This window comes from Vibrio sp. QJM3NY_35 (assembly GCF_057785915.1).
The window spans coordinates 1,044,870-1,069,152 of sequence record NZ_CM173508.1 but is presented as its reverse complement, the minus strand read 5'-3'; the positions used below and the strand labels follow the sequence as shown (position 1 = coordinate 1,069,152).

General features: G+C 45.1%; 19 protein-coding genes and 3 pseudogenes. 10 read left to right on the top strand and 12 right to left on the bottom strand.

What is annotated here, in order from left to right; translation table 11 throughout:
* Positions 1-50: 50 nt before the first annotated feature.
* The 7 genes and pseudogenes from AC3CH3_RS20165 to AC3CH3_RS20135 form a co-directional block, all read right to left on the bottom strand.
* Positions 51-1,082: an HlyD family secretion protein gene (locus AC3CH3_RS20165; RefSeq protein WP_488538230.1), complete on the bottom strand. Its 1,032-nt coding sequence runs from the start codon at positions 1,080-1,082 to the stop codon at positions 51-53.
* Complete coding sequence (locus tag AC3CH3_RS20160) at positions 1,082-1,390, bottom strand: hypothetical protein (RefSeq protein WP_016785541.1); 309 nt, start codon at positions 1,388-1,390, stop codon at positions 1,082-1,084. Before AC3CH3_RS20160 ends, AC3CH3_RS20165 begins: the two co-directional genes overlap by 1 nt.
* A 172-nt stretch (positions 1,391-1,562) precedes the next feature.
* Positions 1,563-3,916 (bottom strand): annotated as a pseudogene (locus tag AC3CH3_RS20155) (arylsulfatase).
* 230 nt (positions 3,917-4,146) lie between these two features.
* On the bottom strand, positions 4,147-4,992 hold the full coding sequence (locus AC3CH3_RS20150) for a LysR family transcriptional regulator (RefSeq protein WP_019822917.1): 846 nt from the start codon (positions 4,990-4,992) through the stop codon (positions 4,147-4,149).
* A 3-nt stretch (positions 4,993-4,995) separates the two neighbouring features.
* Positions 4,996-5,103, bottom strand: a pseudogene (locus tag AC3CH3_RS20145) (SEC-C metal-binding domain-containing protein); the annotation flags it as partial.
* Positions 5,104-5,158: 55 nt separating this feature from the next.
* Positions 5,159-6,079, bottom strand: a complete 921-nt coding sequence (locus AC3CH3_RS20140; protein WP_488538121.1) for an IS5 family transposase — start codon at positions 6,077-6,079, stop codon at positions 5,159-5,161.
* 250 nt (positions 6,080-6,329) lie between these two features.
* Entirely contained in the window at positions 6,330-7,118 is a 789-nt protein-coding gene (locus AC3CH3_RS20135; RefSeq protein ID WP_054545835.1) for an AraC family transcriptional regulator, read from the bottom strand.
* A gap of 98 nt (positions 7,119-7,216) precedes the next feature.
* Between AC3CH3_RS20135 and AC3CH3_RS20130 the strand changes: the two genes are divergently transcribed.
* The 4 genes and pseudogenes from AC3CH3_RS20130 to AC3CH3_RS20115 all read left to right on the top strand — a co-directional run bounded on the left by AC3CH3_RS20130 (position 7,217) and on the right by AC3CH3_RS20115 (position 9,837).
* Positions 7,217-8,110, top strand: coding sequence for a DMT family transporter (locus tag AC3CH3_RS20130; protein ID WP_488538229.1), 894 nt, complete (start codon positions 7,217-7,219; stop codon positions 8,108-8,110).
* 48 nt (positions 8,111-8,158) lie between these two features.
* A pseudogene (locus AC3CH3_RS20125) lies at positions 8,159-8,413 on the top strand (peptide ABC transporter substrate-binding protein); the annotation flags it as partial.
* 408 nt (positions 8,414-8,821) lie between these two features.
* The gene (locus AC3CH3_RS20120; protein WP_019822926.1) at positions 8,822-9,325 is read left to right on the top strand and encodes an acyl-CoA thioesterase; all 504 of its coding nucleotides are present in this window, start codon (positions 8,822-8,824) and stop codon (positions 9,323-9,325) included.
* Between the two features lie 239 nt (positions 9,326-9,564).
* Positions 9,565-9,837, top strand: coding sequence for a hypothetical protein (locus AC3CH3_RS20115; RefSeq protein WP_050650972.1), 273 nt, complete (start codon positions 9,565-9,567; stop codon positions 9,835-9,837).
* A gap of 561 nt (positions 9,838-10,398) precedes the next feature.
* Here AC3CH3_RS20115 and malG read toward each other — a convergent pair.
* The 3 genes from malG to malE all read right to left on the bottom strand — a co-directional run bounded on the left by malG (position 10,399) and on the right by malE (position 14,138).
* On the bottom strand, positions 10,399-11,289 hold the full coding sequence (gene malG / locus AC3CH3_RS20110; RefSeq protein ID WP_019822930.1) for a maltose ABC transporter permease MalG: 891 nt from the start codon (positions 11,287-11,289) through the stop codon (positions 10,399-10,401).
* Positions 11,290-11,300: 11 nt separating this feature from the next.
* Entirely contained in the window at positions 11,301-12,872 is a 1,572-nt protein-coding gene (malF, locus tag AC3CH3_RS20105; protein WP_050620445.1) for a maltose ABC transporter permease MalF, read from the bottom strand.
* An 81-nt stretch (positions 12,873-12,953) separates the two neighbouring features.
* Positions 12,954-14,138 carry a maltose/maltodextrin ABC transporter substrate-binding protein MalE gene (malE, locus tag AC3CH3_RS20100; RefSeq protein ID WP_488538228.1) on the bottom strand — a complete coding sequence of 395 codons (1,185 nt, stop codon included), beginning with the start codon at positions 14,136-14,138 and terminating at the stop codon, positions 12,954-12,956.
* A 665-nt stretch (positions 14,139-14,803) separates the two neighbouring features.
* Between malE and malK the strand changes: the two genes are divergently transcribed.
* Complete coding sequence (gene malK / locus AC3CH3_RS20095) at positions 14,804-15,916, top strand: maltose/maltodextrin ABC transporter ATP-binding protein MalK (protein WP_019822935.1); 1,113 nt, start codon at positions 14,804-14,806, stop codon at positions 15,914-15,916.
* A gap of 231 nt (positions 15,917-16,147) precedes the next feature.
* Here malK and AC3CH3_RS20090 read toward each other — a convergent pair whose 3' ends face one another.
* Positions 16,148-16,348, bottom strand: a complete 201-nt coding sequence (locus AC3CH3_RS20090; protein ID WP_010431457.1) for a restriction endonuclease subunit S domain-containing protein — start codon at positions 16,346-16,348, stop codon at positions 16,148-16,150.
* Between the two features lie 208 nt (positions 16,349-16,556).
* Positions 16,557-18,473, bottom strand: a complete 1,917-nt coding sequence (locus AC3CH3_RS20085) for a methyl-accepting chemotaxis protein (RefSeq protein WP_019822939.1) — start codon at positions 18,471-18,473, stop codon at positions 16,557-16,559.
* Between the two features lie 455 nt (positions 18,474-18,928).
* On the opposite strand from AC3CH3_RS20085, the gene AC3CH3_RS20080 reads away from it, so the two are divergent.
* From AC3CH3_RS20080 to AC3CH3_RS20060, 5 genes are read left to right on the top strand one after another with little or no spacing between them, the layout of a single operon-like run.
* Entirely contained in the window at positions 18,929-19,885 is a 957-nt protein-coding gene (locus tag AC3CH3_RS20080) for an AAA family ATPase (protein ID WP_488538227.1), read from the top strand.
* Between the two features lie 10 nt (positions 19,886-19,895).
* Positions 19,896-20,822, top strand: coding sequence for a DUF58 domain-containing protein (locus tag AC3CH3_RS20075; protein ID WP_136978420.1), 927 nt, complete (start codon positions 19,896-19,898; stop codon positions 20,820-20,822).
* Positions 20,819-21,304: a DUF4381 domain-containing protein gene (locus AC3CH3_RS20070; RefSeq protein ID WP_019822945.1), complete on the top strand. Its 486-nt coding sequence runs from the start codon at positions 20,819-20,821 to the stop codon at positions 21,302-21,304. Before AC3CH3_RS20075 ends, AC3CH3_RS20070 begins: the two co-directional genes overlap by 4 nt.
* A complete protein-coding gene (locus tag AC3CH3_RS20065; RefSeq protein WP_488538226.1) occupies positions 21,297-22,304 on the top strand; it encodes a vWA domain-containing protein in 1,008 nt (335 codons plus the stop codon). Before AC3CH3_RS20070 ends, AC3CH3_RS20065 begins: the two co-directional genes overlap by 8 nt.
* On the top strand, positions 22,297-24,282 hold the full coding sequence (locus AC3CH3_RS20060) for a vWA domain-containing protein (protein WP_488538225.1): 1,986 nt from the start codon (positions 22,297-22,299) through the stop codon (positions 24,280-24,282). The genes AC3CH3_RS20065 and AC3CH3_RS20060 overlap by 8 nt, the downstream gene beginning before the upstream one ends.
* Position 24,283: the final 1 nt, after the last annotated feature.

Below are 24,283 nucleotides of genomic sequence, written 5' to 3'. Positions count from 1 at the left end.
CACCTTTATGCTGCTTCATCACTCTATTCAAAGTAAACAAATGAAAGAGATTAAATCGCCAATAGATACGACTTAACAGACGCAAGACGTAAAGTTGCCCCACCAATAATGTCTATAAAACCGAGTATAGGGTAAGGCTTAGACGCACTGATCCATGCTGAGCCTGTCGCGCCAATCGGTATTTTTTTCATCGTTTCTTCATCAATTTCTAAAATAACGGTTCGACCAATTGCTGGAGAGCCCCTTTGAATGTGTGCCGAAACTCGCTGCTCTTGTGGGAGTAAATTTCCTTGAGCCTCACAGGTTGCTTTTACTTTGCTGTGAACTCGAGAGCGGAAAATTTGCCCCGGAAATGTATCAATAAAGAACTCACTAAACTGACCTTTTTCGATATTGGCAAACGCTTGATCAGGGATACGCATTTCGACAAATTTCTTCGATGTATCCCACACATGCAGAGAACCAACTCGAGATCCATCAGCAATAAAAACATGGGTGATCATGCCATCAAACGGAGCTCGAACCGTAAGGCGGTCAAGGTCAAACATCAAGCTTTGTTTCTTAGCGAGCAAGCCATCTTTCTTGGCGTGCAACACGTTCAACTCAGCCATAAAAAACTCAACGTTGTCTTGAGTTTCTTCTAACTCTTTAAGGCTAACATGCTGCTCTAAGTTCTGGTTACGCGATAGGTTTCGCTTAGCTTGGGCCACTTTCACTTCTTGAGCTTCAATGGTTCTATCAATTTCAATCAGACCAGAATCAACCTCAGAAATCGACGCAGAGATCAGATCATCTTTGAGAGTGTAAAGCACTTCGCCCTTTTTCACATCGCGATTATGGTCAACGTATATTTTGTCGATATGTTGGCCAAGCGCTGGAGAGAGCACTGCATGAGGTGCTTTAACAGTGGTTGAATTGGTCAAATCAATCGGCGAATAGAAACGATGGCCGACAAACAAACTCACCAGTAACAGCAAGCCAATCACAACAGACACAAAGTAATTCTTTGGGGTTCGTTTGAGTACATTAAATTTGAATAACAACCAAACCACTAATATGTAGGGGAGCATGATCTCTTTCATTACGAAGCGCCTCTAATCCACTGTTGTAATTTATCCCAGTCCGTCACAATCGCGAGCACCGCAATAATCCAGAGCGGTTTGTAAAACATGCCCAATATGCACAGCCAAAAAATCAACTTGGCCTGAGCCAAACCACGCTCTTTAGCAAGATGTTTGGGAATAGAATGGACATACCATAGCTTGCTCAATGTCCATACAAGGATGCCCAACGTGACTGCCACAATGAACCACATGAACAATGTCGATTCTAGAATGTTGTAGACCGAAGGATACGCATCGTAAACTAAGGTAGTTGGATGAATCTTCATACGATTTCCTAAATTATCATCCCGCCTCTAAGGCAAAGCCATTGGGACTATTCCAATCACTTAAGCACTTGTGTACTTATATACTTACGCACTTAAGTACTGAGCCCGGAATGAACGAAAAAAGCCGCCTATCAATACCCATTGTCATCGGTATCAATAGACGGCATACACTTTATTGTTCTAGGTACTTAACACGAACTTCTTTGATTTTGCCGTCAAATTTGAACGGCATCTCATCATAATAAGCTTGTGATACTGGCGAGCCTAAATCAGAGCCAATATCAAACCCATCATTGAATGAGAAGAACGAAGGCGCTGTTTTTGGAACCACACCAGAGGCGAACGTTTCACCATTCACCTTGATGGTGATATCGAAAGGCGTAAACGGCCCCGGCTTAGTCGCTTTAGATTCAACTTCTATCGTCACTTCACCTTCTGGTAACACTTTCTCAGATTGGATATGTGTGTGTTCCATCAAAAACAGGTTGTACTCATAGTTAAGCTTTCCTTCTTTCACGTACACCGTCATACCACCTGAGAATGCACCGACCGCGAGAGCACACCATTCGTATCAGGAGTAACCACCGCATCAAACTCGACGAGCGTAGAACGGTTGCCGACTTTTGGTGCTGCAATTTCAGGGATTCTGGTGATTTCATCAGGATACGTCCATTGCGTATATTTACTCTCTGGCGCATCTTGCGGGCTGTGTGCTGCAGTAGACCATAATGACCCACCAATCGGGAATGCTTTGTTATCCTGCGCTTCTTGCTTGAAAATCGCCTTCATTTCTTCCAGTTTTTCAGGGTACTTATCAGCCAGATCAACCGCTTGAGACCAGTCCTCATCAATGTGGTATAGCTCCCATTTATCCGTCTCAGGACTCCACTCTCTAAAACCTTCGGGCATACCTTGAACCCAAGGAGCTCTTGGCCCAAACGCACTCGCAAACCAACCATCATGATAGATACCGCGACTGCCTAAGATCTCAAAGTATTGGGTTTTCTTCTGCCCTTTCACATCCGCATCGTCAAACGAATAAGTCATGCTTTTACCATCGATTTCATCTTGAACATGACCGTTGACCACTTTAGGTGGTGTAATGTCTAAGATGTCGTAGATAGTAGGCGCGATGTCGTTAACGTGATGGAATTGCGAGTGTGGCGTCGCATCGGGTTCAATTTTCGCTGGCCAACGCACCGCAAGAGGTTGACGTGTTCCACCAAAATGAGCCGCAACTAACTTGGTTGATTTATAAGGGGAGCTGCCTGCCCAAGCCCATGCCGCATGCGCCATGTTCTCGAATTTAGGACCGCCTAGCTCATCAATTGAACCGACCTTGTTCATCGCTTCAATTTGTTGCTTTGTCGTGGTTGGAATGGCGTTTTGAGCGAGCAATTCAGCAAGCGTGCCGTTTTGCCCTTCCGATGACGCGCCATTGTCACCCCACAAGTAGAAGAAGACAGTGTTGTCTTTGTAGCCAAGCTCATCGATTTCATCGACCAAACGACCAACCTGAGCGTCGGTATGCTCAATGAAGCCGGCGTACACTTCCATTAAACGTGCTTGGAATGCTTTTTCATCTTCAGGTACATCGTCCCACGCAGGCATACTTTCTGGCCTTGGTGTTAGCTGCGCGTTTTCAGGAATCCAACCCATTTTCTTGGCTTTTTCGTATACGTCTTTTCTGTATTCATCCCAACCAGCGTCGAATTTGCCCTTGTACTTATCAGCCCATTCTTTAGTTACATGGTGAGGGCCGTGTGCCGCACCACTAGACCAATACATCATGAAAGGTTTGTCAGGCTGCAGAGACTTGTGCTGACGCATCCACTTTATCGCTTGATCCGCAAGATCTTCACTCATGTGATAGCCTTCGCGGTGGATTTTTTCTGGATCAACAAACGTGGTGTTTTCCACCATAGTCGGTTCATATTGAGATGCACCAGCACCAACAAACCCATAGAAATATTCAAAACCATAACCCGTAGGCCAATTATCAAAAGGCCCCGCAGCTGTGGAATCTAACGGGTGAGTGTTGTGCCATTTACCAAAAGCAGAGGTTGAATAACCGTAGTTTTTAAGTACTTCAGGAAAGGTCGCACTGGTTTTCGGGATCACCCCTGCATAACCATCCCAATCGTTAGCGTATTCCGCAATAACACCCGCGCCAACACGGTGATGGTTTCGACCAGTAAGCAATGAAGCTCGTGTAGGCGAACACATCGCTGTCGAGTGGAAACGGTTGTAGGAAATACCTTCACCAGAGATTTCATCTAATGTAGGCGTATCGATTGGACCGCCGTAAGTCGACGTTTGGCCAGGACCTACATCATCGATCATCACGATGACGATATTAGGAGCATCTTCAGGTAAATGGTTGGAAATAGGACGCTTGTTATGAGTAGATTCAGCAAGAGTATGTTTGGCCACCGAGGTCGATGGCTGACTAGGAAACGGTAAGACCTCTTGTGCGACAAAACCCGCAGCAAAACAAGACATCATGATGGCACTAAGCTTTTTCATTCGGACACCTTTGAGAACAGGAATTAACTCCGGTCTACCTGTTGTGCTAAAGACATCCGTATACCGTCATTTAGCGAAGCAAAATAGATCAGAGATGTAAAACTCAATGGCGAGGGGTCAAAGAAAATAGCCTCAGCACCAATGTAGTTTTTCAGTGCTAAGGTTATTCAAAAGGGGGATATGCAGGTAGAGCGTGGCGTTTATATCAGCAATAAGTGGGGTTTATAGTACTAATCCGCGCATCCTAGGTGTGCTCGAATAGTTTCTCTAACTTTTATGTGGTTTTCTGTTTTTTGATAGCGTCGATGGTAAGCCAGACAGTATTCCAATGGCTTATGCTCTATCGGGTTTTCCAGTACTTGAAAATTTAAACGCTCTTGCCAATTGAGTGCAAGATGTCGAGGTACGATCGCAACTCTATCGCTGATGGTGACATCAAGCAGCATCGCTGAAATTGAATGGGTCTTGCATTGGATATTCCTACTTTTTGGACTCTCCAAGCGGATATGTTCGAATCCATCCATTCCTTTCCATTGGGTAGCTAATGCGACATGCCCCTCTTCATAGAATTGATTCCGTGAAATATGACCATGAATTCTTGGATGGTCACGACGGCACACAATAACGGTCGATTCGCTGAATAACGGCTCAGTGACAATGGAGTGGTCTTTGACCATAAATATGCCCACGGCTAAATCGACAGATAACGATTTAAGTTGGTGCAGCAGTATTTCCTGATCTAATGGAGTATGTTCTATCATCATTGACGGTAGAACGGGCAAATCCAATGCCAGCGCCTCGTTCACATAAACCGAATAAGTAAAACGCTCACTCAAGGCATTTTGTATTTCATCAAACCCAACGCGAAATCGAGCGGCTAAACGAATGGCCATCGCGGTCGGTTTCATCGTCCGCCCCTCTCGATAAAACAGGGGCTCACCAATCTCTTGTTCCATTCGCTTTATAGATGCACTCACCGCTGGTTGCGTGATACCTATGGTTTCAGAGGCTTTGGTATAAGAGTGATACTGGTAAACTTCTAAGAATACTTTTATCAAATTCAGATCAAAATCCATGGTTTACCTTCTTACTCCGCAGCAATGTTTGTATTTTATACCACTTCCACAGGAACAGGGTTGATTACGACCAATGGTCACCGAGCTTTTGCTTACAACTGCTGTCAGCTTCGGCTTTGTTGCGTAATTAAATTTATAGATAGAGCTACCCCATTTCGTGTGTTTCTTAGTCAATACGACAAGTTTCAGGCATACCTAACCCAGTAAGCTTGTTCAACGCTTTTATCATCGCGTAAGTCTCACCCACCTGCGCATTGTAATGTCTTAAGCTCAATCGTCCTCCTAGTAACTGTTTAACTCGATACATCGCTGTTTCTGATAGTGAACGTCTGTGGTACCCATACCGCTCTTTCCAATACTTATTTGAGCCGTATAACTTCTGGCAACCCACGGCGAGGTTTCGAGGATGACCACGCTCCCAGAAGGCTGCCCCTTCTCTTGGGGGAATAAGCGCAATGGCTCCCTTAATCTTAATAGCAGCATGACACAATCTCGTGTCGTAAGCTCCATCACCAGACACCTCAAGGATACTTCGGCGTGTTTGTTTCAGTAAGTTCGGGAGGACTTCTCCATCTGTAACCGTCGATAAACTTAGCTCGGCTGCGATAATTTCATGAGTGCTTGTATCAACGGCAATATGCAGCTTTCGCCAAACTCTACGCTTGCCATCTGTCCCGTGTTTTTTGACTTTCCATTCACCTTCGCCATAAACCTTTAGGCCAGTTGCATCAATGGCCAGGTGCTGTATTGCTCCTCTCGCTTTAGTCTTAAATGAGACCTCAACTTGCTTTGCTCTACGACTGATGCAGGTGTAATGCGGACAACTTAATGGAACATGGGCAAGCCTAAATATTGAGTCGATAAACCCTTGCAGAGCTCTCAGTGGCATAGAAAAAACTCGTTTCACCATGAGCGCTGTCGTGATAGCTAAATCGCTGAACCGACGTGGCCTCCCGCGCTTACTCTGTTTGCTTTGCGCCCACCCGTTTATTGCCTCTTCATCAATCCAAAAGGTCAGAGAGCCACGGTTAATAAGTGATTGGTTGTATTTCTTCCAGTTGGTTGTTTTGTAACGAGGTTTAGGCATAGAGCTACGAGAAGGAGTGAACGTAGCTGATCAGATCGTAGGCTCTTGATTTAGTTCCATTGAATTACGCAACAAAGCCCCTACTTGCCGATATTTACTGGCTTGACGACATAGCAGTAGAAAGCGATTACATTAACAAACCAATGATCGCAACGTTGTCGACCCTGTTAGGTAACAGGTGCGTTGCTTTGACTACGTTATAGTTATGTCGGGGTTTCTCGTCATGTTAGCCATGCGAGATTAGCTCGGGTTACAACAAACGGTTCTTATACTGCTCTGGCGTTTGGTTCGCATAACGTTTGAACATGGTAATAAATGGACTCGCTTGGTTATAACCCAATGTTAGAGCGACCTCTTTTACCGATTGGCCATTCCTCAACAAGTCCATTGAGTAGAGGTAGCGCACTCGCAGTCGCCACTCCGTAAAGCTCATTCCGAGCTCCGTCTGGCAATGACGAGAAAGGGTTCTTTCCGTGGTGTGGACACGTTCAGCCCAATCTTTCAGTGTCACTTCATCGGTTGGGTTTTCTTCAACAGAAGCCAGTATAGGCGCTAGGTACTTATTATCAGTTGAAGGCAAGAAGTGGTGTTCAACTTCACGCTGTGCAAGTTGGTCGAGTAGTACCTGAACAAGCCTTTGATCTTGTTCTGTTTCCGCAACATTGATCCCACGATCGCGAAAATCATCAATAATCGAAGACACAATCGGCGTGATCTTTATAAGGCTGGTTTTATCTGGAAGGTGTTGCGTTAGCTCAGGGGCGATATTTAGCGAGCAGTAGTCCAAAGGCTTACGGTTATAACTGCAATGCGTCACCCCGGCCGGTACCCAAATCGCCAAATGTGGTGGCGCTAGAAATCGGGTGCCTTCCGCTTCCATTTCTAATATACCGCCACTGATCAATTGAACCTGTCCCCATGAGTGGCTATGAACTCGGGTCTCAGTGTTCGAAAGAAACGCTTCAAAATTCATAAATACGTTGGATGGTGCCTTATCAATTGATAAGGATGGGTGAAGGTTTCTTGAGTGTTTTTTCAAACTTGTCTTCCTATCGCGCCTTATGTCTTTCTAAAGATACTTGTAAGTATAACGACCTGTCAAACTAGCCGCATCAACTCATTTGCGACGGAATTCACATGCATTATCTCTTACCATTTTTTACAGTCTGTATCTGGGGCGCCAACGCAATCGTCAACAAGCTTGCTGCAAGTACCATAGAACCGAGCGCGATGAGTTTTTACCGCTGGTTTTTTGCGATGTTAATTCTCACCCCTTTCTGTATTCGCTCAGTTATCAAACAATGGTCGGTCATTAAACCTAACTTGTCTAAGTTGGCTTTCCTTGGCTTTTTGGGCATGGTGTTAAACCAATCCCTAGGCTATTACGCGGGCTTAACCACAACCGCTTCTAACATGGCGTTGATCACCTCATTAGTGCCCTTGATCAGTGTGTTCCTTAGCGTTCCTCTGTTGCACAAGTCGATTTCTAGTTTGAGTATTGTGGGTGGTGTATTGTCACTGTCAGGCTTAGCACTGATGTTAGGCAAAGGCGATCCTCTGTTCTTCATCCATCAAGAATTGACCCAAGGCGATGGCTATATGCTGATTGCAGCCTTTGTTTATGCTTCTTACTGTGTGTTGTTGAAACGCTGGAAAATGCCAATCAGTAACTGGGTTGTGATTTACATTCAGGGGCTGTTTGCCGTCGCAATGCTAGCGCCACTTTGGCTTACCAGCGAACAGCTTTTACCACCGCAACAAGCGATCCCATTGATAGCTTACGCTGCAGTTGCCGCTTCCATTTTAGCACCTTGGATGTGGGTGAAAGCGATTGATACCATTGGTGCGGACTCAAGTGCGATGTTCATGAATTTGATGCCAGTTATCGCAATTGTATTAGCTTCCACTTGGCTTGGCGAAGAGATTAACCAGTTCCACATCATTGGTGGTGTGATGGTGATTTCCGGTGTCATCCTTGCTCAAATCAAAAGAAAACCAAGGCTTGAGGCACCTCTCCCTCAACAAGGCTAAACGCATTACCCAACGCTCACATTAGGGTAAATATTCAAACTCACTTTTCACACAGCAAATGAGAGTGGCTACTGTAATCCCGATTACGATGAGCTCTTACAGCAAGCGAGCAAAACGGAAGATCAGTCTAAACGCTTTACTTTATATCAGCATGCTGAGTCGTTACTCAACGATTCTGCAGCAGTTATGCCTCTGTATCATTACAATCACACACGATTAGTGCGAAATACACTAAAAGGCTTCCCAAACAATAATCCGAAAGGAAATATCTACGCGAAGGATCTATACTTTTTAAAACAGTAAAATTGAGCTGATAAGAAAACAATAACCACTACCACTTTAGTGGTAACTGAGATACAGTCACTTTAACTAAACCAAATCAACAGCGGTTAGTTGGCTAACACAAAAAAGGTACCGACATGAGTACCACACGGCTTAGAAACACCTAGCATTGCGCTAGGTGTTTTTTTTTGCAATCGACCTATCTAGTGACTTAATCAGTATTTCTATTCTCTTGCTTGATATCACTTCATCCATGTTTGCCATTCGCCTCATACGCCTTTAAGCACCAATATTCATCAACTGATCATCTGTTTGAAAAAAATAGTCTTAACCGTGAGATTATCCGCTTTAACTTATGTCATCTTAAGTATATTGTTACTAGCAAGTAACAAGCATGTTATGCAGCAAAATAATAATGAAGGAAGATAGATGAGCAGTAGCAATAGCCGACAAGATGGTAAACGAGACGTTACTCTGCGTTTTTTAGCTGAACCCGGGGATGTGAACTTTGGTGGTAAAGTTCATGGTGGTGCAGCAATGAAGTGGATCGATTTAGCAGCCTACGCTTGTTCTGCAGGTTGGAGCGGTAAATACTGTATAACAGCCTATGCAGGCGGAATTCGATTCGTTGCCCCAATTCATGTAGGCAACCTTGTGGAGGTAAGTGCAAAGGTCATCTACACAGGTTCATCTTCAATGCATATCGCTATCGACGTGCAAGCAAGCGACCCTAAAGAGCTCAATAACCGCCTAACAACTCACTGTATCGTTATTATGGTCGCTGTCGATGAGAATGGTAATCCGACTAAAGTGCCAGAGTGGATACCAGAGACGCCAGAAGACATAGAATTACGAGATTCGGCTATTCGCTTAATGAACATGCGAAAACAGATTGGTGAAGAGATGGAAGCTCACGTGAAGTACCTGAAATAAGAGCCACCAGCAGCCCTCTCCCCCTACAAAACCTTATTACAATGCCAAGCGCCTGCTTGGCATTGAACTATTTGATACCTTCGCGCTCTACACAGCCAAAGCCACTGCACACCAAATATAGACGATAAGAGCGTGATATCCAGCCAAAGGTTGAAATGAATCGGCACTTGTTCACTGATTTATTTTGACTGTAATAAAGTCGTCATTTTGCTCTGATTAAATACCGCCAATCATAATAGATGCATTTGAATTTCTGGGAGCCACTCTTGAGCGTCATACGCCCCACTCTTAGCGAGTCTACACTGAACAATTTAAAGGCTGTTGAGTACCAATGGGTTAGAACTTTGTACGTCGAAGGCTACGACAGCAATGAAATCAACCACTATATCCAAACGTGTTTCGGTGGAGATCCGACATTTGCCGATCTATTTCGTCGCGTGGCACTCGATCAAGAAAGTATCTATGTGTTGTTGCAACACTTAGGCTGTGCTCCCTCGAGCAAAGAGTTCTGATTTCTAACTCCCGCCAAAAACCAGATATATAAATAAAACCACTTTCATAACCCTCACAAATACCACTTAAAGACTCTGTAACTGCCTCTCGCTTCCCTACACATTTTCAGTGCAATTTCAGGTTTTGTTGCATACAAATCATTGAAGTATCACGCATTGGAATATTAGCAACATATCAATAGTACAACGACCACTTATACTGAGTGTCTGATTTGTGAGACTCGTTCATTTCTACAAGTAACCAAAATGAAGTGGTCGGTATTTAGGAGAGAAGTAACTCGAAACTTTGGGTTTTAAAGTAGATATGAGCGCGATAGTTGACGAGTAACGCTGAGACAAAAAACAAACAGTAGCAGGCATAAAAAAACCCAAGTAAATACCTGGGTTAGAGTTACAAAAACCACTAATCATTAATAGCGTAAGGAACCTGATTAGTAGCCAGCTATGCGTAACCTGAGGGTTATTTTTATTACTGATCGGCGGCCAAACCAAATGATGTAATAAAAATGCCAATATAGAGCGACCTAACGGTCGCTCTTTTTCTTTCTTATAGAGTACAGCTTATCCTTTTACACCACCTGCCGTCAAACCGCCAACTAACCAACGTTGAGCAAGTAAGAACACGATAGTAATCGGAAGTGCTGATAGTACAGCCGCTGCCGCAAAGTCACCCCATAGGTAGTTCTGAGGATATAGGTACTGCTGCATACCTACTGCTAGTGTGTAAGAGTTCACATCTGTAAGTAGGATAGACGCTACTGGTACCTCACCCACCGTCGCGATGAAAGATAGGATAAACACAACCGCTAGGATTGGCACAGACAGCGGTAGTAGAACCAGTCTGAATGCTTGCCAAGGCGTTGCACCATCAAGGGCAGCTGCCTCTTCCAGAGAGTTATCAATCGTTTCAAAGTAACCTTTAATCGTCCATACGTGCAATGCAATACCACCTAGGTAAGAGAAGATTAGACCACCGTGTGTGTTCAAGCCTAAGAACGGAATGTATTGACCAAGTTTGTCAAACAGCGCGTAGATTGCTACTAGAGCCAATACTGCTGGGAACATTTGGAAAATCATCATCGCTTTCAGGATAGTTTCTTTACCTTTGAAGCGCATACGAGCAAATGCGTAAGCCGATGTCGTTGACAGTGCCACGATTAAAATCGATGTAACACCTGCCACTTTAATCGAGTTCCATAACCAAGTCAGTACTGGGAACGGAGGTGACGTTACCGATCCATCTGCGTTCGTCACTGACATACCTAATGCTAGCTTCCAGTGTTCCAATGATGGGTTATCTGGAATCAAACTACCGGTTGCGAAGTTACCTTCACGGAACGAGATCGCGATGATCATCAGTAGTGGGAAGATAATCATTGCCAAGAAGCACCACAACACTGCATGCGTTGCCCACACTCGGTATTTAAGGCCTTTACCTTGTACCATAGCCATTGTCGTGCTCCTTAATCTTGAGACAGTTTAGTGAAACGAAGGTTTAGTAACGCTAGTGCACCAACCAATAGGAAGATAAGCGTTGCGATAGCACTTGCTAGACCGAAGTCTTGACCGCCGCCACCTTCGAATGCAATTCGGTACGTGTAGCTTACAAGCAAGTCTGTGTAACCCGCTGGCTCAGAAGTACCAATCATGTTCGGGCCACCGTTCGTCAATAGTTGAATCATTACGAAGTTGTTGAAGTTAAAGGCAAACGCTGCAATCAATAGCGGTGTAAGCGGTTTAATCATCAACGGGAACGTAATTCGCTTGAAGTTATCAAGGAAGTTCGCACCATCGATTGCTGACGCTTCGTATAAATCATCAGGAATCGCTTTAAGCAGACCCATACATAGAATCATCATGTAAGGGAAACCTAGCCATGTGTTAACCATCAACACCATGGTTTTCGCTAAGATAGGGTCTGAGAACCAGTTAGGGCTTAAGCCGAAGATATTCTCGAGCACCATGTTGATCTCACCAAAGCTTTGGTTGAATAGACCCTTAAAGATAAGAATCGAGATGAACGCGGGTACGGCGTAAGGCAGAATCAGTAGAACACGATAAATAGAACGACCTTTCAACTCTTCCCATTGCACGATGTTAGCCAGTACAAGGCCGATAACTAGCGTGAACGCTACAGTACATACCGAGAAGATAACCGTCCAAATAAAGATGCTGATAAATGGTTCTTTAATGCCGTCATCTTTCCATACACGCTCAAAGTTATGCGTACCAATGCTAACCACGAAACCTGGAGAGATGGTATTACCCGTAAACTCACCATTTGCATCAACACGCTGGTAGAAACCCACATCCATATTTGGCTTGAGAACTTCACCCGTTTCATTGTTGATTAACGTTTCTTCATCGTCTTGTAGCGTGTAAAGCGGAGCAACAGAAGCAAACTTACGTAAGCCACTCATGCGGATGTCACCACCGTCAGGTAGATTGAAATCAACACCACTGATTGCTGCTCGGTTTTGGATGATCGCTTTGATCTTCTCTTTTTCACCTTGCGCAGACTCGATAACAGATAGGTCCATCTCTGTTTCTGTCATATTGTCTAGAGAAAATACGTCAGTCGCTAACAGTTGATCGCCATCTTTTACAACGATCTGGTGACCGTCATCTGTCTTGTACAAAGTAAATGGGTAGCTCTCACCGCTTTGGAAAGAACGGTCTAAAAGAACGGTTTGAGTACGCTCTAGAGAAAGTTGGTTTTTCGCGCTGTAGTTAGTAAACGCAAGCCCTACGGTGTATGCCAATGGGAAAAGAATGAACAAGATCATTCCGGCAATACCTGGGTAAATATAACGGTGGGCGTAAGTTTTTTTACTACCAAAAATGTAAAGTGCCAAAGCCGTTAAGATCACTGTAAGCAGCGCAAAAGCGAGCTCACCGCGAGAATACATTAGAATTGTAGCGTAGCCGTTTATTAAGCCAACGCTACCAAGCAACCCCCATTTGATGAAGACGCTTTTACTGCCTGGAAGGCTTGATGGTGCTGGGATAGCATCTGTACCTTGAACTGACTGCATAGAGGAACCTGCTAGCGATATAGATAAAAAATAGAAAAGTAAGGAGAGGTTACCCCCTCCTTAAAAGGTAGTGCCTGGGTGTTACTTAACCATACGACCTTCAGCAGCTTTTAGTGCTTGGTCTACTGATTGACGGCCGTCAACTACGTTGCCGATCGCTTCTTCCATGCTGTACCAGAATGTTGTGAACTGAGGGATGTTAGGCATGATTTCACCGTTCATCGCGTTGTCCATTGTTGCTGCAATACGAGTATCGCTGTCTAGTTGACGTTGGAAAGAGTTAAGAGCAACAGCACCTAGTGGCTTGTCGTCGTTCAGGCTCTTCATACCTTCATCAGTTAGTAGGTAGTTTTCCATAAACTCAACAGCTAGGTCGCGGTTTGGAGACGCAGTGCTGATACCACCCGCCCATACACCAACGAAAGGCTTAGACGCTTTACCGTTGAACTTAGGTAAAGTTGTTACGCCGTAATCTACGCCAGCTTTCTTGATGTTTTCCCAACCCCAAGGGCCGTTGATTGTCATTGCAACGTTACCCGCAACAAATTCAGACTCAGCAACTGAGTAATCCATGTCTGCAGAGATAACTTTGTCTTGTACCATCTTCTCGATGAAACCTAGAGACTTCTGAACACCATCAGTCGCTACGCCCGCATCTTTAATGTCGTAACCTTCTGCAGTCTGTTTGAATGCGTAACCGCCGTCAGCTGCAAGTAGAGGCCATGTGAAGTAAGCGCCGCCACGTAGAGGCCACATGATTGCTTTCTTGCCGTCTTTTTTAAGTTCAGCATCAAGTGATGGGATTTCTTCCCAAGACTTAGGTGGGTTAGGAACAAGCGCTTTGTTATAAATTAGAGAAACTGACTCAACAGCAACAGGGTATGCGATTGTTTTACCTTCGTATGAAACAGCGTCCCATGCGAAGTCTACGATACCTTCTTTAGTTTCTTTAGAAGGTTTGATATCAACAAGAAGTCCCGCTTCTGCATAGCCGCCAAAACGGTCATGTGCGTAGAAGATCATGTCTGGGCCATCGCCAGCTGCAGCTACTTGAGGGAATTTCTCTTCTAGCTTGTCAGGGAAAGCGACGGTTACTTTAACACCAGTATCTTCTTCGAAGCGTTTACCTACTTCAGCCATGCCTTCATAAGCTTTGTCACCACCTACCCAGATTGTTAGTTGTCCTTCTTCGATAGCAGCATTTGCACCAAAAGAACCCAGAGCAACTATTGTACCTAGAGCTACAGCGCTTAGAGCGTTTTTCATGTGAATATCCTTTTTATATTTATACGTAGGGCACATCTACCAAGACGAGCCAGTTTTCGGAGGTTATGATCTGAGAAAACAGACCCTAGCTCATCATCCTAGCCACTACGCCCTAGCTATTATGGCTTAAATTCGTGATCGCCATCCGGTCAGATTAGAGACTGAAATCACAAAACGCATAGTCATCGTGATCCACATCACCGTTACATGGTGGATTTATTTGAACTGGATCGCCAATTATTAATAACCCCATTTATCTACTCCTCCCCTCCTACTCCCCCTAGTTAATTTTCCATTAGGAGGATGTACCCTTACGCCATTTCACCGAAACTGCATTCATCCAAGAGTGGATAGTAAGAACCCTTTACCGGCAAGTGTTATGCGTTGACGCATTATTCATTTAGTTGGCTTCACTGCCCGCTGGTGTCTTATATTAGCATCGAGCTAAATCTGTGATTGAATCACGGGGGAGGTTTAGCTGGATGTGGGGGAAATGGGCATCAGTTTGGCTATGACGGGTGGGCTTGGTTAAAGAAGCCAAGTCTCACCCACTTTTTTTCTTACTCACTCAATACTTACCAATTCCTACAGTTACTGCTTACCCAAAAATTTCTTATAATGATAAGCAGTAAAACTTAAAATTTGATCGATCGAGGACAAGCTAGATGGCGAGTGTCACGTTAAAAAACGTTTATAAATCATATGGTGATGTACAGATTTCTAAGGACGTAACCTTAGACATCAACGAAGGTGAATTCGTAGTATTCGTTGGACCATCAGGTTGTGGCAAATCGACGCTATTACGTTGTATCGCAGGTCTAGAAGACATTACGTCTGGTGATTTGTACATTGGCGACAAGCGCATGAATGACGTTGAACCGTCAAAGCGTGGCGTAGGTATGGTATTCCAATCATACGCGCTTTACCCTCACCTTAACCTATACGACAACATGTCTTTCGGTCTTAAGCTAGCAAACGCAAATAAAGCTGAAATCGACAAGCGTGTTGAACATGCTGCAGAAATTCTTCAGCTTGGTCACCTTCTTGAGCGTCAACCTAAAGCACTTTCTGGTGGTCAACGTCAACGTGTTGCGATTGGTCGTACTCTGGTTTCTCAACCAAACGTATTCCTACTTGATGAGCCTCTATCAAACCTAGATGCTGCACTACGTGTTCAAATGCGTTCGCAAATCACCAAGCTACAGCGTCAACTGGGTTGTACCATGATCTACGTTACCCACGACCAAGTGGAAGCGATGACAATGGCGGATAAAATCGTTGTTCTGGATGGTGGTTATGTATCTCAAGTCGGTAAGCCGCTTGACCTTTACCACTACCCTCAAAACCGTTTCGTTGCTGGCTTTATTGGCTCACCGAAGATGAACTTCATGTCGGTACACATTGAACAAGCTGAAGCAGAACGCGTACAAGTTCAACTTTCTAACGGCATGACTTTCTGGATCCCAGTTGATGGTACGACTGTTAATGCTGGTGACCGTATGTCTCTGGGTATTCGCCCTGAACACTTGATGTCTGCTGAATCAGGTGACGCGACGATTGAAGCTGACGTGATGATGGTAGAGAAACTAGGTAACGAAACTCAGGTTTACCTAAACCTTGAAAGTGCCGATGCTGATGTTATCTATCGCCAGCCAGACACGTTAAAAATCGAATCAGGTGATAAGTTGGCGATTGGTATTCCAGCGCACCGTTGTCACCTGTTCCACAGCGATGGCCGCGCATGTCGTCGTTTGTACAAAGAATACGGCACAGACTAATCGCTTAGGATATAACTTGCCCATATCGAATCCCTCTTACTCAGTAAGGGGGATTTTTTTATGTGTTGGAAACAATTTTACTTACATTGAATCGTTCGTGAATCAGCCATTTTTCTTGAGCTAGCGGCAATAAAAAAGGTCTAGCAACTGCTAGACCTTTATCTGTTAGTTAGGCTATAAACCCAACCGCTAATATCACTTCTTTCAGACATGAAACCTGTCTAAATCGACTTAGTGAATTGGCGTATCATTCTGTTTGTTGAACTGGCCAAAATGCTTCTCTAACACTTCAGGTGTCAGTTTGCCTTCCGCTTCTAGTCGCTTGAACTCAGCAACAATTGCTTTTTGCTCTTCAAGTGATGGCAGTTTCACCTCAGGCTCATCGCCCATCTCTTGAGTCATCTGCTCTAGTTCTTTTTCAAAATCGCTCATGATACTTACCTAAATATTAAACCTAACCAGATTTTACTCATTTACGCCCTATGATGCTAGGGCGATTGAGTGCAAAGCCCGAAACCAGATCAAGCGAACGTCAGTTAGAAGAAAACAAGCCCGTAAATAAAAAGAGCTGAATTCACGATTAAATGAATCCAGCTCTTAGTTTATGTATCTTTCTAAGCCATGCTACAGCTTAAAGGGATTAAAGCTTAAACGAACCAACCATCTTATCTAGACGAGAAGAAAGGTCTCGAAGCTCTTGGCTCGCCTCAGCAAGTTGCTCAGCCGTGCCCGTTGTCACTTCGTTGATTGCGTTGATCTCTTCAATGTTCTGGTTGATTGTATGAACTACTGTTGATTGCTCTTCCGTTGCCGTTGCCACTTGAGTGTTACGGTCTGTGATATCAACGATACGGTCTGAAATGCCACTCAGCACGTCTACCGCTTCATCCGACGCCGATACACCTTCAAGGGTTATCACTTTACCCGCACTCATTGCGGTTACTGCATCTTTCGCATCGCTTTGCAGTTGGTTGATCATCTTCTGAATCTCTTCCGTTGAATCTGCAGTACGGCTTGCTAGGTTACGTACTTCATCAGCTACTACGGCAAAACCACGACCTTGCTCACCAGCACGTGCTGCTTCAATTGCGGCGTTCAGTGCAAGCAAGTTAGTTTGCTCTGAAATATCACGAATAACACCCAGAATAGAACCAATGTCTTGAGTTGTAGAAGCAAGTTGCTCTACTACCTGACCCGTGCTTTCGATATCTTGAGCCAAACGGCTGATCGCGTCTTTTGCTTTGTTCACCACAGAACGGCCTACTTCCGTATTGCCTGACGCTTGAGTTGCCGTTTCTGCTGCTGTTGCCGCGTTCGATGCAATCTCACTGATGGTCATACCCATTTGGTTAATAGCAGCTACGACTTGAAGGGTTTGATCACGCTGTTCTTGGCTATTGTCGTGGGTGATGTGGGCTTTATTAGAAACACTCTCTGCAGCCACTTGAAGCGCTTGGCTTGTCGAACACACCTCTTTCATCGACTCGTGAATCTTTTCAATGAATCCGTTGAAACCTTTTGAAAGCTGTGCAATTTCATCGTTGCCTTTCACTTCGATACGCTGTGCAAGGTCACCGTCGCCTTCACCTAAGTCGCCGAAACGCTTAGCCAAAAGCTTGATCGGTTGAGTAATGCTGTTCGCCAGAACTACGCCCATTAGGATAAACACTAATGCCACAATCGCAGTCATGATCAGCATCTTTTGCGCTGTCGCATCTAGCTCTGAAAACACTTCATCAGTCGGAACGACACCAATAACAAACCAGTCCATTGAAGACACATACAAGCTCGCCACGAACAGCTCTTTGCCTTGGCTTTCAGTGGTAATCAGGTTAAAGCCCGACTTGTTCAGTAGTTGGCTTGCTTGAGGACCGTAAAGTTGTTGAAGTGAAGAGTCACTGCGAGAACGCTCGCGATGAATTTGAACATCACCTTGGCTATCGGTTAAGAAGACAAAACCGGTATTTTCAATCTTGAAACCGTTCAGCAGATTAACCATGTCATCCATCGACTTTGATAGACCAGACATCGCCAAACCAGAAGGCTGCTGATAGTTAGCAAACATCTTCACTTCGCCATTGGCTTCTTGGAACATACTCACCATGGTCGGCTGTCCAGATTGCGTAAAGCCAAAGAACCAACCATCTTGCTGTTGGTTTAACTGACGTAGGAAACCATTTTGGTTCCAGTAATACGCCGTTTGACGGTTCGCCACTGAGGCATCATTCAACTGATACTGGTTACGAACATTGTTCAGTTGTTTCACCAGCTTGTTTTCTAATGCCGGATCGCGATCGGTCGATTCGATAGCATCAGAAATAAATTCATTTGAAGCAATTTGCTCCGCCGCTAGCAATAGCTGAGATACTTCTCGGTCAATTTCACCATTGATTCGCTCTAGCATTCCTGGAAGTTCAATATCGATCAATCGATGACTTAATACATCTCTTGCTTGTTGTTGTGCCATTGCGCCGACAATCACTGTCGATGCAAGAACCGCAAAAGTAATTCCAAGTACAACTTTTTGCTTGATACTCAGAGAGTTAGTTTTAAACATATTTGGACCTTTAAAAAGAATCGCTCGTTATTGGTATACCCTGAACAGGACTTTTTTAGTGCACTCCAACAAGCAATGCACAATCTGAGTGATGTATCGGCCACAACCAATAAAACTTGAGACTTTTCTCTCAAAAAAATGCAAATGTGATGTAACAATTAGAAATATCCACCTTGAGCATGAATTAACTAAGCAAATACCGCATTGTCGAGAGTCGATTTTAGTTCTCAGCCCGTAGACCCAACCGAACTCAAACCACTCCCCACCTCTCAGCTTTTGTATATAAAAACCAATTGATATGGTAATAATCACAACCTAACAATGTTTTTAGCTAACCACTTGTAAATATTTCCAATTTTGAAAAAATAAATTACGCAAATGTACTGGAACTTTTTCCTCGAAATCAGTGACCAATACTCAAAATAAAAATCAAATGGATACCCAGAGAGTCCAAAATGCACAAAACAAATTTCGAAGTCCTTCAAAACTATCTAGAGTCTCAAATCATTGGTCAAAAAGAGCTCGTTAAGCAACTGATGATCGCCCTTTTAGCAGATGGTCATATCCTCGTTGAAGGGCCTCCCGGCTTAGCAAAAACTCGCGCAGTAAAATCATTGGCTGATTGTGTTGAGGGTGACTTCCATCGTATTCAATTCACTCCCGATCTGTTGCCCGCTGATTTGACGGGTACCGACATCTTCCGTCCTGAGACTGGGGAGTTCACTTTCCAATCAGGCCCGATTTTCAACTCATTGATTCTAGCGGATGAGATCAACCGTGCTCCGGCGAAAGTTCAAGCGGCAATGCTGGAAGCGATGGCAGAGAAACAAGTTACTGTCGGTCGAAAAACCTATACGCTGCCTGAGCTATTTTTGGTAATGGCAACACAGAACCCAATTGAGCAAGAAGGAACTTACCCGCTGCCGGAAGCTCAGTTAGACCGTTTCTTACTTCACCTAGAAGTTGAATACCCAGATATGGAAAGCGAACTGGAGATCTTACGGCTCAACCGTGGTGAGGCTCAAGGCAACGAATCAACTCAGCCACAACAGATATCTCAGCAAACGATCTTTGAAGCGCGCCAAGAAGTGCTCAACATTCACATGGCAGACACCATTGAGCAGTACATCATCAGACTGGTTATGGCGACTCGCCAACCTAAGCAATACAGTGACCAACTTGATCAATGGTTGGACATGGGTGTCAGCCCGCGTGCAACCATTGCGTTAGACCGTTGTGCCCGCGCTCACGCTTGGCTTGCAGGACGAGATTACGTCACTCCACAAGACGTTCAAGCGATGGCATTCCCTGTGTTACGCCACCGTCTTCTGCGCAGCTACCACGCACAAGCTGAAGGTGTCACCGCAAACCAAGTGATCGCACACCTTATTTCATTGGTTGGCAGCGCATAGGGATACGCGCATGAATAATCAACTACCCAACCATAGTGACGGTGTCACGTTGAATCTAGATGAGCTGCTGCAATACAAAGCGCAGTCTGTTCGCTGGTTGCCTCCAGCCAAGAGCCTTTGGTCTCAGCTTAACGGTCAACACGAGAGCAACCGCAAAGGTCGCGGAATGAATTTCTCTGAAGTTCGTCAATATCAAGCGGGAGATGACATTCGCAGCATTGATTGGCGTGTAACAGCCAGAACGGGCAAAGCGCATACCAAGCTGTTCTCTGAAGAACGAGAGCAGCCTGTCATTTTATTCTTGGATCTATCAAGCAGTATGATTTTCGGCTCAACCTTGTTGCTGAAATCGGTTCAACTTGCACACTTTGCTAGCCAACTGTGCTGGCTCACTGTGGCTCAAAAAGACCGAATTGGCGCGGTGATCGATACTGGCAAAGAGGTCATTGAGATTAAGCCAAGTGCAAGCAACCATGCTCCACTGCGTATTTTGCAAAAAGTCATAGAAATCAATAATGCAGCGCTGACTCATCACGACAATCATAATGACACGACCTTAGAGCATGGGCTGAAATCTCTGCACCAGCTTTGCCCTAAAGGAAGCGATATTATTATGCTCAGTGACTTTGTGCGTTACCAAGAAAGTGACTACTCACTTATCAGTCAAATTCGAAGGCACAATCGAGTACGTCTGGTGCATTTCTACGATCCGCTAGAGCAAGGTGAAACCGCCTATAAAGGTTCCAAACAGGTCACCGATGGCAGCAAAACTCAATGGTTTAATTTCTCTTCTAATAAAGAAAAGCAAAAGCTTAACCATGCTTTTTCGCTTAAGAAACAGCAGCTGCAACAGATGGGTTTGTCTCTCGCTATACCCTATAGCTCGCTGTCGAGTGCGCAGTCACTCATGAGCCAGATATCAGGAGCTCAGTCATGAAACAGCCCTTAGATTTAAGTCCGGTTATTGCGCCAGACGCACCGACTTGGTGGCCTTTGGCGTGGGGCTGGTGGGTAGTGATTATCACAGCCATTACCCTGATTGCCTTGGCGTTTTTCATTCTGAAACGTAGAAAAAACAATCAACAGACGAAGCAAGAAGCGCTGTCTTACTTTAGTAATAGTCAGTCTTCAAATCGCTTGTCTCCGAGCGAAGCACAACGCATCCTTCGTCAGGCAGCATTGAGCTACTTCCCACGAGAAAAAGTGGCAGGTCTAGCAGGCGATGATTGGTTGAAGTTCTTAGACGCACAATTGAAAAAGCCGTTGTTTGTAGCAAAACAATCCCAGTGGCAACAAGCGCTCTATCAAGATGTAGCCCTAATGAACGACGAACAGAAAAAGGCTCAACAGCAATTGATTAATGACTGCGAAATATGGCTTCGTAAAGCCCTTCCTCCTAAGCGAGGTCGTTATGAGTGATTTTCTAAGCACTATGTTTCTAAGCAGGGACTTGCTAAACATCGAGTTCGTTTGGTGGTGGATGTTCTTCATCGCGCCACTGCCGTTGCTCGCTTACTTTTTCTCACCAAAGTCAGAATCAAGCAATGCCCTAAGGCTTCCATTTTTGCCCGAAGACAGTAATACCAAAACACCGAGCAGTCGCTTACCAAAGGCGTTGTCCGTGATTATCTGGCTTCTGCTGGTTACGGCGAGCGCACGCCCTGTATGGTATGGCGAACCGGTGGAGTTTCAACCGAAGCATCGTGATTTGATGTTGGTTGTCGACCTCTCCTACTCGATGAGCCAAGAAGACATGCAGTTCAATGGCGAATACATCGACCGCTTGTCGGCTGTGAAACGCGTATTGAGTGACTTTATTGAGCGCCGTAAAGGCGACCGAGTCGGATTGGTGCTATTTGCCGATCACGCCTACTTGCAGACTCCGCTTACGCTAGATAGAGATACGCTTTCACAACAACTCAATCAAGCGGTGTTAAAGCTTATCGGTACTCAAACCGCGATTGGTGATGGTATTGGCCTTGCCACCAAAACCTTTGTCGACAGTGACGCCCCTCAGCGTGTAATGATTCTACTCAGCGACGGCAGTAATACGGCCGGGGTATTAGACCCGCTAGAAGCCGCGGATATTGCAAAGAAATACGACGCGACGATTTACACCGTGGGTGTAGGTGCAGGCGAGATGATGGTCAAAGAGTTCTTCATGACGCGTAAGGTCAATACTGCTCAAGACTTGGACGAACGCACACTAATGGAAATTGCCAAACGCACTGGCGGTCAGTACTTCCGAGCACGTGACAGCAAAGAGTTAGCGACGATTTACGACACCATCAACCAGTTAGAACCCGTGACGAACGCCACTAAGATCTGGCGACCGCAACAAGAGTGGTTTGTATGGCCACTGTCGGCGGTAATGTTCTTCGCATTTATGCTGTTAGCCATTAGGAGAAACAATGTCTAACTTTACTTTTATCTACCCATATTGGTTCTTGGCGCTTGCCGTGCTGCCCGCTATTTGGTGGCTGAGCAAGAGACAATCCAAACAAGGATTACTCGCGTCACACATCGCTCGATACTTGGCGCCAGAATCGAGTAAGCCATCGAAAAATCGCAGTACTTACTTCGGTATTTGGTGGCTGGTCGGCGTTATTGCATTAGCTGGACCAAGCTTCGAGAAAAACGAACAGCCGAGCTTTGAAAAAACGCAGGCACGAGTTGTGATCATGGATATGTCGATGTCTATGTATGCCACCGATATTAAGCCAAATCGCTTAACTCAAGCGCGATACAAGGCTCTGGATCTGCTTTCATTGTGGCAGGAAGGGCTAACAGGCATGGTGGCGTATGCTGGAGATGCTTACACCATTAGCCCGCTAACGTCAGACATCAACACCATCAAGAACCTAGTGCCTAACCTATCGCCAGATATCATGCCTTATCAAGGCGGTGATGCCGCATCAGCCGTTAAGCTTGCGATTGATATGATGACTCGCGCTCATATCTACCGAGGCGATCTAGTTCTGATTGCTGACGATATTGATGCTCAAGAGAAGAAAGAGATCGACTCGCTACTCTCTGGCAACGATTGGACATTGTCGATTCTAGCTGTAGGGAGTGAAAGCGGTGCGCCAATCTCGTTACCTACGGGGTCGATGCTGCAAAGCGACTCAGGACAAACCGTGGTGGCAAAAACCAACTTGAAGAACATGCGCGAGCTTACACGCAGCTATGGTGGCACGTTCACTGAAGTTCAATTTGATAACTCAGATGTTGAACACATCGCGAGCTACCTCGACCGCGTTGCAACAACATCGGAAGTAACCAAGACCAACAACTCACTCAACACCAGAGTGAACAACGGCTTCTGGTTACTGCCTTTGCTATTACTTCCCGCACTTGGATTATTCAGGAAAGGGGTTATTTGGTGTGCCTTAGCTGGAGTTATCTCTTTTAGCCAACCAAATACTGCGTTTGCGAACCCGTGGAAAACCGATGATCAAGTAGGCTATCGGCTGTATCAGGACGAGGACTTCCAACAAGCTGCTGAACAGTTCACCCAACAAGAGTGGAAAGGCATTGCTCAATACAAAGCCGGTGATTTCGAAGCCGCAGAGCAGACGCTGCAAGACCTTTCTGGTGAAGATGCTCGCTACAACCTTGCTAACGCCCAAGCCCAACAAGGTAAGTACGACCAAGCGATACAAGAGTATCAACGTATTCTTGAAAGCAACCCTGAGCATGCTTATGCCAAGAAGAACTTAGAGGTCGTCGAACAAGCCCAGAAGAAGCAACAGCAACAGCAACAGCAACAGCAACAGCAACAGCAACAGCAACAGCAACAGCAAGGCGATTCTGAATCCAAAGACCAGAAAGACCAAAACCAGCAAGGTCAGCAAGGTCAGCAAGGTCAGCAAGGTCAGCAAGGTCAGCAAGGTCAGCAAGGTCAGCAAGGTCAGCAAGGTCAGCAAGGTCAGCAAGGTCAGCAAGGTCAGCAAAATGATTCTTCGCAAAGCTCTCAGGATCAACAACAAAGTTCCAGTGGCAAGTCGCAAGATCAAAGCAGTAACCAAGATCAACGCGGTAGCCAAGACCAAAACTCATCTCAAGGCCAACCTGAAAATCACTCTGACTCTGAAAAGTCTAAACAAGACGACAAGCAAGCCGGTCAACAAAGTAAGAGTGATCAGCCGAAACAGAGTGACCAAGAAGGCGCTACACCTCAAAGTGCTAGCGCACGACAAGCTTCAAAAGAAGATAGTGAGCAAAGTGGTCAGCAAGCTGTAGCACAAACCTCAGATCAACCTCTGTCGAGCGACCCTGACATGCGAAAACTTGAGCAAGTAGAAAGCGCCCGTGACCCGAGCCAACTGCTTAAAGCGCAAATGATTTTACAAGCACGACAAAAAAGTGCTCCTAACAACCAGAACAAAAAGTGGTAAC

What these genes read in the sequence shown, in the direction of transcription:
- malE (WP_488538228.1), bottom strand. Translation starts at nt 14,138, where the DNA reads ATGAAAAACGCTCTAAGCGCTGTAGCTCTAGGTACAATAGTTGCTCTG.
- AC3CH3_RS20165 (WP_488538230.1), bottom strand. Translation starts at nt 1,082, where the DNA reads ATGAAAGAGATCATGCTCCCCTACATATTAGTGGTTTGGTTGTTATTC.
- AC3CH3_RS20075 (WP_136978420.1), top strand. Translation starts at nt 19,896, where the DNA reads ATGAATAATCAACTACCCAACCATAGTGACGGTGTCACGTTGAATCTA.
- AC3CH3_RS20120 (WP_019822926.1), top strand. Translation starts at nt 8,822, where the DNA reads ATGAGCAGTAGCAATAGCCGACAAGATGGTAAACGAGACGTTACTCTG.
- AC3CH3_RS20140 (WP_488538121.1), bottom strand. Translation starts at nt 6,079, where the DNA reads ATGCCTAAACCTCGTTACAAAACAACCAACTGGAAGAAATACAACCAA.
- AC3CH3_RS20090 (WP_010431457.1), bottom strand. Translation starts at nt 16,348, where the DNA reads ATGAGCGATTTTGAAAAAGAACTAGAGCAGATGACTCAAGAGATGGGC.
- AC3CH3_RS20060 (WP_488538225.1), top strand. Translation starts at nt 22,297, where the DNA reads ATGTCTAACTTTACTTTTATCTACCCATATTGGTTCTTGGCGCTTGCC.
- AC3CH3_RS20160 (WP_016785541.1), bottom strand. Translation starts at nt 1,390, where the DNA reads ATGAAGATTCATCCAACTACCTTAGTTTACGATGCGTATCCTTCGGTC.
- AC3CH3_RS20130 (WP_488538229.1), top strand. Translation starts at nt 7,217, where the DNA reads ATGCATTATCTCTTACCATTTTTTACAGTCTGTATCTGGGGCGCCAAC.
- AC3CH3_RS20070 (WP_019822945.1), top strand. Translation starts at nt 20,819, where the DNA reads ATGAAACAGCCCTTAGATTTAAGTCCGGTTATTGCGCCAGACGCACCG.
- AC3CH3_RS20085 (WP_019822939.1), bottom strand. Translation starts at nt 18,473, where the DNA reads ATGTTTAAAACTAACTCTCTGAGTATCAAGCAAAAAGTTGTACTTGGA.
- malG (WP_019822930.1), bottom strand. Translation starts at nt 11,289, where the DNA reads ATGGCTATGGTACAAGGTAAAGGCCTTAAATACCGAGTGTGGGCAACG.
- AC3CH3_RS20065 (WP_488538226.1), top strand. Translation starts at nt 21,297, where the DNA reads ATGAGTGATTTTCTAAGCACTATGTTTCTAAGCAGGGACTTGCTAAAC.
- AC3CH3_RS20115 (WP_050650972.1), top strand. Translation starts at nt 9,565, where the DNA reads ATGCATTTGAATTTCTGGGAGCCACTCTTGAGCGTCATACGCCCCACT.
- AC3CH3_RS20150 (WP_019822917.1), bottom strand. Translation starts at nt 4,992, where the DNA reads ATGGATTTTGATCTGAATTTGATAAAAGTATTCTTAGAAGTTTACCAG.
- AC3CH3_RS20080 (WP_488538227.1), top strand. Translation starts at nt 18,929, where the DNA reads ATGCACAAAACAAATTTCGAAGTCCTTCAAAACTATCTAGAGTCTCAA.
- malK (WP_019822935.1), top strand. Translation starts at nt 14,804, where the DNA reads ATGGCGAGTGTCACGTTAAAAAACGTTTATAAATCATATGGTGATGTA.
- malF (WP_050620445.1), bottom strand. Translation starts at nt 12,872, where the DNA reads ATGCAGTCAGTTCAAGGTACAGATGCTATCCCAGCACCATCAAGCCTT.